General features: G+C 66.5%; 7 protein-coding genes and 1 pseudogene. 3 read left to right on the plus strand and 5 right to left on the minus strand.

The window, feature by feature from the left end; all coding sequences use genetic code 11:
• Positions 1-433: 433 nt before the first annotated feature.
• Positions 434-714: pseudogene (locus ACFXC1_RS42350) on the plus strand (IS5/IS1182 family transposase); the annotation flags it as partial.
• A 16-nt stretch (positions 715-730) separates the two neighbouring features.
• On the opposite strand, the gene ACFXC1_RS42355 reads toward ACFXC1_RS42350, so the two are convergent.
• The 5 genes from ACFXC1_RS42355 to ACFXC1_RS42375 form a co-directional block, all read right to left on the minus strand.
• Entirely contained in the window at positions 731-7,066 is a 6,336-nt protein-coding gene (locus ACFXC1_RS42355; RefSeq protein WP_381253358.1) for an AAA family ATPase, read from the minus strand.
• A gap of 690 nt (positions 7,067-7,756) precedes the next feature.
• Positions 7,757-8,671, minus strand: a complete 915-nt coding sequence (locus ACFXC1_RS42360; protein ID WP_381253361.1) for an IS982 family transposase — start codon at positions 8,669-8,671, stop codon at positions 7,757-7,759.
• Positions 8,672-8,757: 86 nt separating this feature from the next.
• Positions 8,758-9,696 carry a MerR family transcriptional regulator gene (locus tag ACFXC1_RS42365; protein WP_381253363.1) on the minus strand — a complete coding sequence of 313 codons (939 nt, stop codon included), beginning with the start codon at positions 9,694-9,696 and terminating at the stop codon, positions 8,758-8,760.
• Between the two features lie 220 nt (positions 9,697-9,916).
• Entirely contained in the window at positions 9,917-10,651 is a 735-nt protein-coding gene (locus tag ACFXC1_RS42370) for an RNA polymerase sigma factor (RefSeq protein WP_381253366.1), read from the minus strand.
• A 648-nt stretch (positions 10,652-11,299) separates the two neighbouring features.
• Complete coding sequence (locus ACFXC1_RS42375) at positions 11,300-12,055, minus strand: hypothetical protein (protein WP_381253369.1); 756 nt, start codon at positions 12,053-12,055, stop codon at positions 11,300-11,302.
• A 599-nt stretch (positions 12,056-12,654) separates the two neighbouring features.
• Here ACFXC1_RS42375 and ACFXC1_RS42380 point away from each other — a divergent pair.
• Both ACFXC1_RS42380 and ACFXC1_RS42385 read left to right on the plus strand, forming a co-directional pair.
• Positions 12,655-12,792: a hypothetical protein gene (locus tag ACFXC1_RS42380; RefSeq protein WP_381253372.1), complete on the plus strand. Its 138-nt coding sequence runs from the start codon at positions 12,655-12,657 to the stop codon at positions 12,790-12,792.
• Between the two features lie 815 nt (positions 12,793-13,607).
• A complete protein-coding gene (locus ACFXC1_RS42385; RefSeq protein WP_381253374.1) occupies positions 13,608-15,347 on the plus strand; it encodes an AIPR family protein in 1,740 nt (579 codons plus the stop codon).
• Positions 15,348-15,891 lie beyond the last annotated feature (544 nt).

Raw genomic sequence — 15,891 nt, forward strand, 5'->3', positions numbered from 1 at the left:
CCCCGCTACGACGTCGGCAAAACCGTCAAACGCCCCGAGACCCTCAAGGCCATCGGCAGACCTGGCCGATCTTGGTAGATAAAGAACAAGCTTAGCCAAGTGGCAGGTATGACACAGCGGTTGAACATTGCTGTCTGTGCTCTCGCCACCAGGAGCGAGTTGCTGCACACGATCCGCGTCCGCGAGGACGAGCAACCCGCACCCGCACTCCGGGCAGAGCACGGAGGCGAACGACCCCTGAGAACAGCCAGGGCAGCACCACACACTGAGCTCGCCGAGCACGCACCGAAGCGACTCCTCGCTAGTCACAGTCGGCGGTTCGCCATGACCGGATTGCCTTATACGTCATCCGCTTTCCGAACGCGATGAGTAGGTTCGGGCCGGGGGAGCATGAACTCTCGTCGATGGGGGGAAGGGTGGGCGTGATTAGTCCAAAATCGGCTGGAGCATGGCCAGCGTGGACTCGACCTCGTGCCGAGCTCGCCAACACGAGGTCGGGGCGCCGCAGTTGAAGGACTTGGCCAGTCCCGAGGCAGCCTCGCCTGCAAGATCCACCTTGCCGGGAAAGGCGGCCGTTGGCCTTGCTGATCACACCCGGTCAGTGGGGCGACGGTCCCCAATCGCCAGTACCTGCGCAGACGGCAGATCAGGCACACCATTCCTGAGCCGAGGGACCAGCGCGCCAACCATCGGCACCGCGGCAGCAACAGTGGCCATCGCCTGCTCTTCTTCAGTCCGTCTCCAGCCGTATAACCACGTCGCGGGTGACGATCGGTGTGGAAGCCAGCTCGGACAGGATGTCCAGCAGATCGGGGCGGATCACAACGGCGCAGCCGGTCGTCCGCGGCCAGGGCAGGCGGTAGGCGCTTCGCTCGTACTCGGTGCGCCAGCAGATGAGTCGCAGGGCCGGACCCCGGTCGTCCTCCAGTGTCAGCGTGGCTCCGGGCCTCAGTCGGAGTGCGGTGCGGAGCCACGGCGTGGGTGTCAGTGCGAAGCCGGGTAGTCCCAGACCTTGGGCGGCGTCTGCGGCGGCGGTCATGGCGCGGTCGAGGCCCAGGAGAGGAATCCCTGGCGGGGCGTCGGCAGCGGAGTGGTGTCCCGGCGGTCGGGTCCATTCCTCGATATCTCCGTCCGCGAAGGGGGGAACGCCGCTGTTGCGGTTCCCGTAATCCGTGACTTCCGGGCCTGAGAAGTGAACGACGGTCAGGCCGGTCGTCCGGGTGCGCGGTGACAGGAACTTGCGTTCCTCCACGGAAGCGAGGATGCGCCAGCACGGAAGGGTCTGTCCGGTGAGGGTGGCGGCTTGCATCAGTGGCCGTGTGGAGATGGTCTCGGCGGTTGTTCCGGTCAGCGGAGTGTCCTGGCTGGCCAGGTCGTCCGGGCCGGGTGGCAGGGGAAGATCGGGGCGTGGCCAGCGTGCCTCTTCGAAGGCCAGCGGAATGCAGGGGTCGTCTGTCAGTACGGTGGCCAGCTGATCCTCCCAAGCTGCCGGATCGCTCACGCCCAGGCCCTGTGAGAGCCTGTACGCGCGGCTACCCGTTGCCACCGTCTGGATCGCCTCTTCAATAGTTTCCTCGATGGCGAGGTAGGCGTCCGGCGGTTCGCCCTCGTCGGCGCTGCGGTTGGCGCGGGACTGGGCTTTGTTCCTCTCGATGGTGCGCTCCGCGTAAACCTCGCGGCGAACCCTGGCGAGGACCGCTCGGATCAGCCCGGGCTGCAGGTGCTCGGCTTCGTTCAGCCGCGCGCCAGCCACCTCTCCCACCATCCCTTTCACGACGCGGTCTCTCGGGCTGTCTCCCTGTGCGGCGGAGGTCCACAGGCGGCTCGGCAGGTTCAGCCCGGCCGGGTCCGACGCTCCCATGGGCACGCTGGCCGCATCGGTGAGCAGCCGGCGGGCGAGAGCGCGGACAGTGAGCAGCGGTCCTCGGGCCAGCTTCTCGATTGCGTCCTGGCAGTGGTCCACGACAGGTTGGGCTTGCGGCCCTTGTTCTTGGAGGAGGCGCAGCAGCCACATCAGGGTCGCCGGATCGGAGAGTTGCTCCAGTGTGAGGGCTATGGCGGGTGCCGTGGCTTCGGGGCGCAGTGTGACCAGGGATCGCGTCGCAACCATCGCTCGGCGTTTGCCTTCCCGGTCCGCGTGTGCGACTGCGGCCAGTGCCGCAGTCGCGAAGGCGTGGTCGAGATCGCCGGGGACGGGGGTTCCGTCGTCGTTGTCGGGGGCGCGGTAGGGGTGTTGGGGGTCGTCGCTGTCGTGGACGCGTGGCGCTCTGCTCTCGATGACCGTTGCGGCTTCGTCCCAGATGGCGAAGGCCAAGTCGAGGGAGTCGTTCGGGGGCAGGCCGAGGGCTTGCTGGGCGAAGGCGAAGATCAGTGCCTGGGTGATGCCGTGGGTCCCGTACCGGCCTGCGCTCACAGCTGCTTCGGCCTCTTCGGTGATGACGTGGTGAGTGAGGGTGGGATCGAGTTGCGCGGCCGTACGAAGGGCGTCGAGGGCTGTCTCGCCTCCGAAGTTCAGCCATCCGCCTTGTCCGCGGGTGCGTACCCAGGTCAGTGCGTAGGCTTCGGCGGCGAGCACGTCATGGCCGTTCTGGCGGAGCTTGTCCGCGAATCGGCGCAGCAGGAGGGGACCGTCCCGGAAGTCGAAGGGGCCGGCGATGGCACGCAGGACTTGTGCGGCCTCGTCGGCCTGTCCTCGGGTGGCAAGGTTGAACAGGCCGTCGCCAACGAGGTCTGTCATCTGTTCGAGGGTGTGTTGTGGTGCGTCGGCCTCGTTAGGGCTCAGGTGCCAAGCGCGCAGGACCCGGATCAGGCCGACCGGTTCGGAGGGCGCGGGCGAGGGGGCGGCAGGTGAGGTCGGGGCCGTGGCCGACTGCGCGGGGATGGGTGCGCTGCGGCGAGACTGGGACTCGTCGGTGACCGGTGGTTCGGGCAGGCGGGTGAGCTGCGGGGCGCCGACGCGTTCGGCGACGGCGTTGAGTTCCGCGACCAGCTGCGCGTCGGCCGGCCTGGTCTGGTCGCTGGACGAGTCGCGGTTGGCCTGCCGCTCGTCGGCCCTGCTCAGCGCGATGCGCAGCAGTTGTGGAACCCCGTCGGGCGTGGAGGGGCCGATAGTCCGGGCGAGCCGGTCCAGAAGTGCGGCATCGCCTTGGAGGAGCGGGGTGTCCAAGGTGATGCGGAGCGCGGTTGCCACGACCGCATCGGCGGTGTCGTTCCACGCTTGCCAGAGGTCTTCTCGGGCACCGTGGAGGATGGTGTCAGGGCCGTTGCAGTCGCTGAGCAGGCCGGTGGCTGCGAGATCAGCGAGGGCCGCGGGGTCTGCCCCGGCCAGGACGTTCCACCACTGCGGGCGGGCAGCGTTGGTCTCCTTGCCATCGGTGTGACGGACAAGGCGTTCGCACAGTGACTGGATTCGCGCCACCCGGGTCCGTCCCCGGGCCGGGTCCGCGGTGACCAGGGCGGGCAGCGGATCCAGCAGCTCATAGACGGTGATGTCCTTGTGCCACCCGTAGGCCACCAGGAAGTGGCAGGCCGCCAGCCAGTGTTCCTCCACCTTGGCGAGGTCGTCGGCGGTGAGGGCGAGGCGTGCGTGGATGAGGAGGTAACGGGCGAGGTCGCTGTAGAAGCGTCCGCCGGCCTGCTGGAGGAACTCGTTGCGGACGGCTTCAGCGACGCCGGCCCGCCGTGCCGGCGTGGTGTGCTCGACTGCGATCGTAAGGAGTGTGTCGGCTGGCAGTGGTCCACCCATCTCGCCGCGCAGGCTGACGCTGATCTCCCGGCTGACGTGGATGAGCGTCCTCCACGCCTGTGGCCAGTCCTGGTCGGACACGAGGGCGGCCGACCGGCGTACCGACTCTTCGATGAGCGGATGGATCGGGTAGAGGTCGCACGCACGCGGGCTACCGGTGAAGGGGCTTAGGTCTGCGGTCAGGAGCCCAAGGGCTTCGATCACCAGGCCAGATCGAGTGTGTGCCGCGGCGACTTCGGCGCGCGCGAGGGCGATCGCGAACCGCAGCCAACAGGGGTACCAGCCGGGCCCCTGAACGAGCGCCGGTGCCACGTCCAGGGCGATGGGGTCGGTCTGTGCCGTGATCGCCAGGGCATCGAGCCACCTGGCCACGGCCACGGGGCTCCACTGGACACGTTCGTGCTGGACTTCGCGCGTGAGGGAGAACAGGGTGTCGCGGGCAGTCGGAGTCTCGTCTGTCGAAATGCCCTCAGCGAGATCGGCGGCAGCGACCCCCAGCGCGAGCAGCCGGTGCACCGTTCCCAGCACGTATCCCAGGTCGGCCGCCTCCTGAGCCCAGTCCGCAGGGCTGTGCGCCTCACCGGGTACCGCGTCTGCGGCGATCTGCTCGGCGAGTGCGAGGCGTACCGGGCCGCCCGTTGCAAGGCGCGGCAGCAGGTCGATGACGGCCTCGACTCCGACGGTGTCGAGGAGCGTCTTCACGACAGCGTCGGCCGTTGCCTGGTCACCCCGTTCCTCAAGCCACTCGGCGATGCGGTCCAACGACACCGGCCGGTCAGACCCGTCCTCGTGGGGCTCCCCGCCTCTCCCCTGATCGGTAGCCGACAGGCGCAATCGGCCCCGCAGGCGGGCCAGTTGGACGGCTCGGTCGGACTCCGGCCCGTAGGAGGTGTTGTCCGACTCGGCCTCGTGGTCGTGTGCCGTCAGGTACGCGTGCCAGGGTGCCACGGCGCCTGCCGCGTCGAGGACGGCGCACATCTGCAGACCTGCCCGGGCGGGCATGACGGTCCGGCCGTCGTGCAGGAGACGGTCCGCCAGGGTCTGAGCTCCCATCAAGGCGATCGGTACGTCGGCGAATTCCACCAGGTCCGAGTCGAAGCGCTCGAACTCGTACGTCTGCGCGGCCCTGGCGAGTTCGACGCAGCGCACGACGGCGGGCCAGTTCGCCGTCCTGGCGGCGCAGCGGACGCCGGTGGCCAGGTTGTCCCTGATCGCCGAGGCCGGGTGGGCGGTGGAGACGGCCCGGGTGACGAAGTCCCGCCCGATATGGTCCAGCACCTCCGTGTCGCGTCCAGCTTCGGCGAGGATCTGCAGGAGGCGGCGGAAGGCCCTCGGGTCGTCGAACAGTCCTTTCCCGGTCAGCCACGTTGCGATCAGCGCCAGCGTCGATTCCAAGGCTCCGGGGTCGCTGTCGTAGCCCAGACGCAGGTAGCGGGCGAACGACTCGTGGTAGACGCGGATTTCACTGGGTCCGGCCGTTGTGGAGAGTACGGGGGCCAGCACCTTCAGCGCGCCGTCGATCCTGTGCGCCCGGTCCGGGATGATCTGTCCGAGCTCCTCACGGGTGACGGAGACGCCGAGCAGAGCGATGATGTCCGCGACGACATCGGCCTCCGCGCCGAGCGTGTCGTAGAGGTGGGCGTAGTAGCCCTCCAACGATCCCTGGTAGGCGGGGAGCGCCCGCACCACTGCCGCGGCCTTCGTGATCGTCTCCGGCCGGAGGGCCACCTCGCGGCAGAGGTACGTCGTGTACAGGGCGTTGCCGCCCGAGCGTTCGTGCAGCGCGTCCAGGAAGTCGGTCACGTCGCGGTCGTCGGTCAGGAGGGCCTCGGTGCGCTCGTCCTCCGCCGCCGGGACCAGTCCGAGCCGCTCCGCGACGGCGCGGCACTCGTGCGCAGTCAGTGGCGGCACGGCGACGGAAGCCGCCCCGGCGCTCTGGAGGGCGGCGAGGTGGTTCCCGGGCTGGCTGAGGACGATGAGGACGCTGCCGGGCGGAAGAGGCAGCGAGCCGAGGACCGCAGCGAGGGCCAGGGACGGATCGGCTCTTCTGGTCCTTCCTCCTTGTACGCGGGTGACATGGTCCAGTCCGTCCACGACGAGCGCCACGCGCCGGGTGGGGTCCTTGCGAAGAGCGGTGTCCACAGCCGTCGTCAGCGCTTGTGCATCGGCGGCAAAACGCGGGCGCTGCTCCTGGACGAGGTCGGGGTCCGACTCGGCCAATCGGCCCAGCAGGCTACCAAAGACCGTTTCGGTGACCACCCGCGTCAACTGATCGCCGTCGGCGTCGCCGAGGTAGCAATAGTGCTCGGCAACCAGCCATCCACCACCGGTGAGTTGGTCGACCAGCTGCTGGCACGCCCAGGACTTGCCTTGTCCCGGAGGGCCCGTGACCAACAGGACTCCCCCGTCGGCCGCCGCTGCCCCGGCCGCCTCCGCCAGGATGCCGACCGTGGCGGGCCTGGCCACTTCCAGTGCCCGGTCGACAGGGTTCGCGCGCACCACGGCGCCGAGGTCGCTGCGCAGCTGGGCCTGGCGTAGCAGCTCGCGGAATGTCACCTCGACGCCGCGCTGCCGGGCGGAGCGAACCGTGCGGATCAGCGCCTCGGCGACGTCCACCGGTGACCGTCCTTCGTTGGGGTAGATTCCCGCGCCGAGCTCGCCGCGGACTCGTTGGAGGAGAAGCTGTTCGGCCGGCCCCGGCCGCAGGAGGTCTGTCGTCATGGCCGGTGCGCCGACTTCCACCACCAAGTGCTCGCACAGCCATTCCAAGTCCTGCTTGGACACGGCCTTGTCACCACTGGTCAGGAACCCAAAAGCGTTACCCGCCTTACGTCGGCCCCGCGCGGGCAAGTCGAACCCTCGCCAGAGGGCTTCCGCGTCGAACCGGAGAAGTGTGGTGTTCATCCCAGGCAAGAACGGCACGTCGGAGGAGCGGGCGGGCACCATCACCGCGCTCAGTGCGTCGTCGTCGGGAGGTGCGTCGCGCATCACGATGCGCAGCCGGTGGACGGTGGCGCCCGCACCCGGTCCGTCCCGGTCGGCTACGCCAGCCGCCACAAGGTGGTTCAGCATCAGCCCACGATTGTCCGTCGTGAATGTGGTGTAGCCGAGGGGACCTTCCTCGTCCGAGTGCTTGAACTGGGTCCGTTCACGAGATCCGTCCGCGTTGATCACCGTGAGGTCGTCGAAGCGGTCGTCCGTCACCAGCTTCTCGTCAACATGGACCCTGGCGATCCCGCCGAGCAGTAGGTCGACGACGCGTCCTGCCTCCATCAAGTCCTGGTACTCGTAACCGCGGTGCGCGGCCGTTAGATCACTCATGTCGGCAGCATTCTCCACCGTCGAACACCCTGCTGGCACAGAAGTGACCAAACCGCGACGAAGGCTCCCGATCAAGGCCACCGGCTTTGCCATCCCCCTGGCTGCATCGCTTGAGCCAGACTGTCGCCCACCTCGAGGGCTACGGCACCGATCCCATCGAGGCAGGCCACGAAGACAGCCCACAGCCGCGGCCCAGATCTCAGCGTCCAGTCCAAACCCCCTGGCGTGTGCCAGGAGGACATCTTCGACGTCCCGGTCCCCTCCCGCGACGGCCCTCTGCGCAAGAAGCCCCCGAACTGCCGATCCTGGTTCCAACGAACCAGACGGGGAAGCGGTGACAGGACCAGACCCGGATGATGAGCCGCCCGCTGAACTTCAGCTCACTGCGCTAGAGAGAGATCGCTGGCACGCCTACCGCCACGGCCTCAAGCCCGATGTGAGTACCGGCCTCCCCGAGGACACCAACGTGTCCCGAGGACCGATCGGACCCCACTCGAGGGGCCACAGAGGCTTCAACGACGCCGCCTCTGATGAGGCCACCACCCACCCTGTCTGGATAACGCCCAGTAACCGCAGACTGAGCCGTTGCTTCGGACTGGTCACAGAAAGCTGTGGACATACCCTTCTGGGTTGCCAGTGGGCCCGGCGGAGCATCGGCTAGATGAATGAGTCCAAGGGGTGTCGTCGCGGTCAGTGATCGTAGGCGATCAGGGATCGCTTGACGGGTTGGCCGGTCTTATCGTTCAGCCAGATCGCGGCGGTGAGTGCCAGGATGCGTGTCAGTACCCGGGCGATCACTCCGGAGGGAGTGCGCCCGCCGTGTTGTTCCAGGTCGAGCTGCCCTTTGAAGGTCTGGTTGATCGACTCGATGACCTGCCGCAGCGGCCTGAACAGGTGTACCCCAGCCCGTTCGGGTTCGCCCTTGCGGGCCGGGCGTAACAACTTCAGGTGACGATCGGTGAGATCGCGCTCGAAGCCGCGGCCGTAGTAGTTCTTGTCGCCGATGATCGTCTGTCCTAGATGGGTGGCGGCGACGTCGTGTGCAGTGTCGAGCATATCGCGCAGTGTTTCGCGTTCGTCGGCCTTCGCGCCGGTGAGCGCGAACAGAACGGGCAGTCCGCCCAGCGTACACATCAGGTGCAGGCGCAGGCCCCAGAAGTACCGGGAGTGCGACGCGCAGTAGCCGTACTGTGCCCAGCCTGCGAGGGCCGAACGCCTGGCGGTCTCACGGGAGCAGCCGCAGCCGACCGGGGTGGAATCGCCCACCCACACGTCGTCGCTCCACAGCGAGGTGCCCTGAGCCAGCATCCTGATCATGTGCTTGAGCAGCTCGGATGCGTTGCGGAGTCGCTTGTTGTAGCCGGACTGCTGAGGCAGATACGGGAAGAGGTGGCGGAAGTCCCGGCCGGCGCGCCGCAGCCACCTCCGCTCCGAGGTGTAGCCGAGTAGCGCCGACATCGCCGCGACGGTGACCAGTTCGGCGTCACTGAGCGTGGACGCGATTCCGACGGCCGGACGCCACGGAGCCAGATGCGGCGAAGCCTTCAACGCGTCATCGATCCTGACATACAGTGCCGTTGCGAGGGTGTCCAAGTCCGTCATCACACACCGACATTGGACACCCTCGCGCCATGTCCGCAGGCCACCCTTTGGACTCATTCAGGGATTCCGGGCGGTCTCCACTACGGCGACTATGCGTCACGGTCATTTCGCAGGGCCTGCACGAGCCAGGGGTACACCGGAATCAGGTTCGGTACTACCAGCCAGCCGTTGACGATCCACACCAGCCGCCAGTACCGGTCCACCCGGGGATCGTGCGCCTCTTCGAACTGCTGCGCCATCCAGTCCCGGAATTCCGTGTCAGGGGTGCGCGCGAACACCTCGGCGAAGCGGTGCACGAGGTCGTCGATGACGGATGCGACCCTGTCGCTGAGCGGGTCGATGCCCGACTCCATGGCCTCGGCCACCTTCTGACGGGTGAACTCCATCAGTTCCTCGCCGGCATCGCTCTCGATGTCGAGCGTACGCCCGGCGGCCTGGCACATGGCCGTCCGGCGCATCCGGGCACGGAAATCCTCGTCGCCGACCAGCTCGGCGAGCTCCACCCACGCGGCGACCTGCTCGCCGGTCGGATCATCGGGGAGGTCGGGAGTGGCAGCGCGAACCATGGCCACCGCGGCCGGGTCGGCATCCACTGTGCCGAAGGTGCCATCCACGAAATCGTCGATCAAACGTCGGCGTTCCTCGCCGGACAACTGCGTGAGCCTGTGCATGAGCTTGGTCTCCTCGGGACTGGACCCGCGGCTGGCCACGACTCGCAGAACGCTCCGACGCAGTCGCAGCATTCGGATCTGGACGTCCAAGGCGTCGGCGTGCGCCGCGGCGACTTCCGCCACCGAGAGCTCACGGTCCAGTACCCGTTGAATCGTAGGCAGGTCCATGCCCAACTCGCGCAGTGTGCACAGGAGTTCCAGACGAAGCAGTGCGTCGAGGTCGTAGAGCCGATAACCGGCGGGACTTCGGGTGGTCGGCGCTACCACCCCCGAATCGGAGTAGAACCGGATCGTCCTCACGGACAAGCCGGTCCGCCGGGACAGCTCCCCGATTGAGTAGAGGGTCGTAACGTCCATGTCCCCCACTCTGCCGTCTCCAGTCACTGGAGACTCAAGGCCATTCCCCAGCTGGGCCCCGACCGAGACGTCCTCCGAGTTGCTGAAGCATGCCTCGCGTGCTCTCCGCTGACCGCCAGGATGAAACGGGCACGCCTTGCACGCGCTGGGCGAGCGATGGCAGCGACATGCGACACCGCTCGCTGGCGGCCTACGGCTACGAGCCCTTGGACTCAATCATCTAGGGCTCGCGGAGATGGGCTGGCACACGACGACGGCCACGCACGCGAACGACCACGATCAGCCAGCTCACAACGTAGAGGGCCAGGAGGAACGACGGAAGCGCTCCCATCCACGGCCACCCGGGCACCGCCGGCAGCGCCGGGCCATTGTGCGGGTCGTCCGCAGGTGTCGTGCGCTGGAACGCACCGCCGACCGCGAAACCGAGGGAGGTCAGGACGCCAACGATCGTGGCAGCGATGGCCGCACGCATCAGGACCAAGGCGCGCGTGCAGTGCTGGGCAACTGTGCCGGGATGTTTGTCCATCAACACGGCCGTCTCGGCCCGGGTGTAGCCCAGACCTTGGGTCGCCCACACCGCCGTGCGCTGCGGGATCGACAGGCCCTGTGCCGCCCGGTACACCGCGTCCCGGTTATCTACCAGAGCGCTGAAGTCGGCGATATGCGGGGCCGGATGGTACAGCGGATCGGCTGCCCACTTCTCGTCCAGCCGGCGGTGCTCCCCGAGGCGCGTCGCCAGATGCAAGACCTCAGTACGGATCAGTTTGTGCAGGTAGGGGCGCGGTTGCCGCACAGCGCCCGGGTCCCGCAGTGCCGTGGCGAAGGCGCTGCTGACGATGTCGTCAGCGTCCGCCACCGACTCCGGCACACCGGCGTCACTGAGAAGCCTGCTCGCCTTACCCATCAACTCGCCCTGGTACTGCGCAAACACCCGCGCCAGCGAATCGGCGGTCACCGCCTCTGGCTGAGTCACCGCACCCTGCCCTTCCCCCGTTTCGCCTGCTTCCACCTGCCGGACGGCGCGCGCCCCGGGTGCTCGCCGCCACGCTCTGCGCGGATGATCTCGGCTTTGCCTCGTGCTCTGATCCTGTACGCCAGGCTGTTCAAGAGCTTCCTCATACTCGGAACCAACAGCAGGAGCACCAACGCCACCGTGCCAACGACCTCCACAGCCCAACCTCTCTTTCAGTGTGCGGCCGTTGAGGGCTCAGGTACACGAGCGTCGGCCGTTCTTACTGAAGGGCCGCGAGGGCACCGTTTTGATGACGCCGATCCCAAGTTATTTTGGAGTGGCTGATGCCGCCTTGCTGGGACGGACACCAGCAAGGCGGGGTCCGTCCCAGCACTCGGTGCGGCGGGAGATGCACCCCTTCAAGAGAGCAAGATCGTGAGCATGCTCAGGATGAGCGTCATCGACCCCAAAAATGTGCCGGCGCCCCAGCCAACGGCCTTGAGCCCGCGCCCGCCTGTGGCATAGGCGAGGAGCGCTGCGGACAGGGCTGCGATAAGCGAGAGAAGAACCGCGACCGTCACGAGTAGCGCCCTCGTGTGAAAGTCCCCGTGCATGAATCCGTCCTCGATGGAGCTGCCGCCCCGAAGAGGGCTAAACAGCCAGGGTCATGGTCGATTGATGAGGCCATGTCCGAATGCCGGGCGCACCGGGGACGATCGGCGTTGCGAGTCGCAGGACACCGCATGGCGACGACTCATGCGGTGGCACTGCGATGAGGCACCCGACGAGTTTCGCGCCACCGCAGAGAAGTCCTTGGGTGAGAGCTTGAAGGAACTCCCGCAGTACTTCTGTGTTGTTGACGAGGTGCGGGAGGAGCGACGTCGTCTGGACTCGCTCTGCTCGGTTCATCCAGCCCGATCGATGAAGCAGAGTGGTCAGCGCAGCGAAGGTCTTCCCGCTGCCCAAGGCGCTGTAGACGATCCCGTTGACTACTTCGATGCGATCCTCGTAGTCATGCCAGAGCTGGACTGGAGGCGGTGTGGGCTCGAGTCCCTGGATAATCCCGGACGCGATTGACGGGATCCCAAGGGCTTCCTCCGCCGTTCGAAGAAAACGCCGTGTCAGCTCTGTGTCTGGGTCAGATGCGTGATCATGCAGACCTTGGAGTTGTGAGGACAGAGTCCCTAGCGCGATCTGGGCCCGCCAAGTGGCCCCGGCGCGAGGAGCCTTCGCCTCAACTAGGAAGCGTGCCGTGCCGAAGTCCACCAGCGCGAGATCCGGTCCCTGGAAGCCTGGACTCGCCTTCCCGATGTCATGGTTAGCCACTGTCGCCTTCACCAACTCCGCCCAGAAAGACGCCGTGTCGTTCGGCGTCTCCGAGAACTGGAGGAAGGATGAGCCAATCACCTAGACAGACTACGTCACTTGCTGCTGGCACAATCCACACCAGCGCTCTCCACCGGCGGCCCGTGCCACGAATCTACGCCAGCATCGGCACGGAGCCCTAGTGGAGCCGCCAGATCGTCCCTACGCTGGCGGGGAATATGAGGTCTGCGACTGCCGTGTCCCCGCCGGCAGGGAGCACAAACTCGTCAGGCGAAGAACAGGACCCGAAGAACATCTCTGCGGATTGCCTCGGTGTCGGCCGCTCGGATTCTCCGCGAACTGCAACACCGACACCATCGCGAGGCGGGCCGGAGACAGACTCCGACATCTGTCGGACGGGTACCAGTCGATGAAATCCTCGTCCGGCCAACCCGCAAGTCTGGGCCGTCCTCGTACGCGGTGACGGCGGGCGGTTCTGCGCGGGTGACGACATCGCCTTGATGGCTCCGAACTTCCCCAGTTCGTTGAGAACCAGACCGAGTGGGGCGAGGAGTGCCCCTGGTCGGTTGGTCGCCCTTCTCCAGGGTGGGCAACTCGGCGCCCGCAGCCCGAGCTTCGCACGCTTGGAATGACGCTCCCCGCCAGAGGGTACCTACCAATGGACCGCGAATGAAGGGGAGTTGTACGCCAACGACCTGGACGACCAACGCGACCTGATCGCGGTGTCCGCAGCCAGCAACCGCTCCAAGGCCGACAAGGACCTCAGCGAATGGCTGCCCTCGTACACGGGCTACCGGTGCCAGTACGACACCAACTGAATTGCTGACAAAACCCGTTGGGGCATGAGCATCGAGGCCACCGAACGCGACGCGCTCACCCAGCAGCTCGCCAGCTGCCCGGACCAGCCCATCACCGTCACCCTCGCACGTTGAATGAGTGGCCACGTCCGCTGCTACGGGCGAAAGGCACGTCGCCGGCCACGGCCCGGGAGGTCTGCTCCCCGCACCCGGGGGTCCGCGGAACAAGAGGCGTGTGGGCCGGGCTCGCCTGCTCTTCACACCTCGGGGGCACCAGAACATCGCACTATGGGACGCTTTATCTTCCCACTCCTTGCACTTGCCGGATAGTCCCCGCGACGGCGGCAGCCTCCCCGGCGCCACCTGCTCCCCGCACCTGCGAGGCTGATCCCTTGTCGCCGCCGGGAAACAGCAGGGCAGGATTCTGCTCCCCGTGCCGTCGAGGTTGATTCCTGGACGGCCGCGGGCTCGGGCCGACTGGAGCTCTGTTACCTGCGTCCGCAGGGTTGGTCCCTCCGGCTGAACCCCCTGGAGGAACTCGCTGAACTGCTCCCGGGACCCGTGGGGTTGGTCCCAGATACTGCGTGGTCACTGCGACGCTCGCGCCCTGCTCCCCGCACGCCACCCGGGCACATCGCCAACCCGACATCGAGGGCTGTCCTGGCTCGGCAATCGCCCTGGAAACTGATTGACCATCACCCGGCCGGACTGCCGTCACCAGCACGACAAGGAAACAGCAGTTCTCCAACTCTCCGCAGTACGCGGGCTGTTCACAGCCGCACCAGCCTGCCAACATCGGTGTCCGGGTTGGACGCTTTGGTGGGGGCTGATGCTGTATGACGTCCGTACAGAACAACGACCAACGGTTGCTCGACCGCATCCTGGAGGACCAGCACCGGAAGCTGGCGCCGGACAAGAGCAGGGACGACTTCTTCACGTTCTTCGCTGCCGACAAGGCCCTGCAGGACTGGGACCTCGACAACGACGAAATCATGGACGGCATCGTGGACGGGGCCCACGACTGCGGCATCGACGGCATCTGGACCTTCGTGGACGAGCGCTACGTCACCGCTGACGCCCATCAGTTCCTGCCGTCGCGTGCCAGCAAGATCGAATTAGTGATCCTGCAGGCCAAGACCTCGACGGGTTACCAGGAAACCGTGGTCGAGAAGCTGCACTTCCACCTGCCGACGCTGTTGGACATGAGCCGGGACGAAGAAGGCCTGGTCGCGCACACGAACGCCAAGCTCCTGGACCGCACACGACGCTTCCTGCACATTCTCGAAGAACTGGCATCATCGTTCCCGCAGGTCCGCATCAAGGTGATCTACGCCAACAAGGCCGCCGAGACGCCGCACCCCAACGTGAAGGCCAAGGGGGACCGACTGCGGCGAGAGCTCGCGAAGATCACTTCGGATACCAAGGCGGATCTGGAGTACCTCAACGCCGCTGATCTACGCGAACGCACCGCCCGAGGTGCCAAGGCGGTCGCGCAGTTGGTATTCACCGAAACCCCGATGAGCACGTCGCTCGGTGAAGGGTACGTATGCCTGGCCCGCCTGGACGAGTACTACCGCTTCATCACCTCGGACAACGAAGCACTGCGCCTGGAACTGTTCGAATCGAACGTACGCGACTACGCCGGGTCCACCGCGGTGAACAACGCCATCGGCCAGACACTCAAGTCCGGCACGGGCGAGGACTTCTGGTGGTTCAACAACGGCGTCACCGTCGTCGCGGACGCTGCCCAGATCGCAGGCAAAAGGATCGTCGTCAAGGAGCCACAGATCGTCAACGGGCTCCAGACCAGCCATGAGATCTACAGCTACTTCCAAAGCGGCGGCCAGCACCGCGACCGCTCCCTTCTGGTCAAAATTGTGGTCGCGCCCGAATCCGGCACTGCCCGCGACCGGATCATCCGAGCCACGAACAGCCAGACACAGCTGCCGGCAGGTGCCCTACGAGCCACCGAAGCCATCCAGAAAGACATCGAGGAAAGCCTGGGCCACTCCGGTGGCTACTACTACGAACGGCGCGCCAGCTACTACCGCAACCTCGGCTTCCCTCTCGACCGGGTCATCAGCATGACCCGCCTGGCCCGGGAGTTCACGGCCTTCGTCCAGCGAGATCCACACACCGCCCTACGGCACTCGGACGCACTGCTGCTGGACGACGAGCACTACTCACAGATCTTCTCCTCCCGCCATGACCTGGACATCTACCGCCTCTGCCTAGACGTCCACGCCCGTCTACGAACTTTCCTCACTCAGTACGCCGAAGACCGCCCGCTGCTCGGAGAAACCCTGGAGAATTGGCTCTACCCCCTGGCAGCCATGTCCGCCCACACACTCACTCGGCTGAGGCAGCCCACCCCACGGGACTTACTCAACATCGATCTCGCGCATCTTAGCGACGACCTCATGTCCCGCATGACGGGCACGCTGGAACAGAACTTCAAGAGCTCCCTGCGCCAGAGCAAAGCCGGCGGCGTCGACCGCATCGCACGCACACCAGGCTTCACCACCAAACTCCGCCAAGCCGTCATCTCCCAAAGCCGCTACCACATCGAGCACTAGCCCCTCGGCAACAGCACATCCTCCAGCGCTCACTGCTCTGACCGCTCGCAGCCGACTCCATAGGCGAGAGATCCCGTCCCCATGGCTGGGGCGCAACTGCCACGCGCCGAACAGGCCGCGCGGACCGCGCACGTCAAGGCGATTGGCACCGGAAACACCGCCGCGCGTCGCACAAGCAGAACTACCCGGTCCGGCTACGTCGTGTACGCACGTCAAGGGCAGCCAGCGCCATAGGCAGGGGGGAAGGCCCATTGCTGTGCAAGATCATCCCCGCACCCGCAGGGTTGGTCCCGAGGCGCTACCCAATCGTGTATTCGCCTTCCCCTGCTCCCCACGGCCGCGGAGTTAGTCCCACTGCTGGATACACTGACCTGGTCTGGGGTGTCTGCTCCCCCGCACCCACCGGGAACATCCCTCGCTCGTGCGCAGTCCGTACGACAACGCTCCCCACTCTCCGCACCCGCAGAGACAGTCCCGATTACGGGCACTTCCAACACGCTGAAGCACAGGACCTCTGCCCGCGGAGGAAGGCACCCACCCACCA

The organism is Streptomyces hokutonensis, from assembly GCF_042751305.1.
In the GTDB taxonomy this organism is placed as follows: domain Bacteria; phylum Actinomycetota; class Actinomycetes; order Streptomycetales; family Streptomycetaceae; genus Streptomyces; species Streptomyces hokutonensis_A.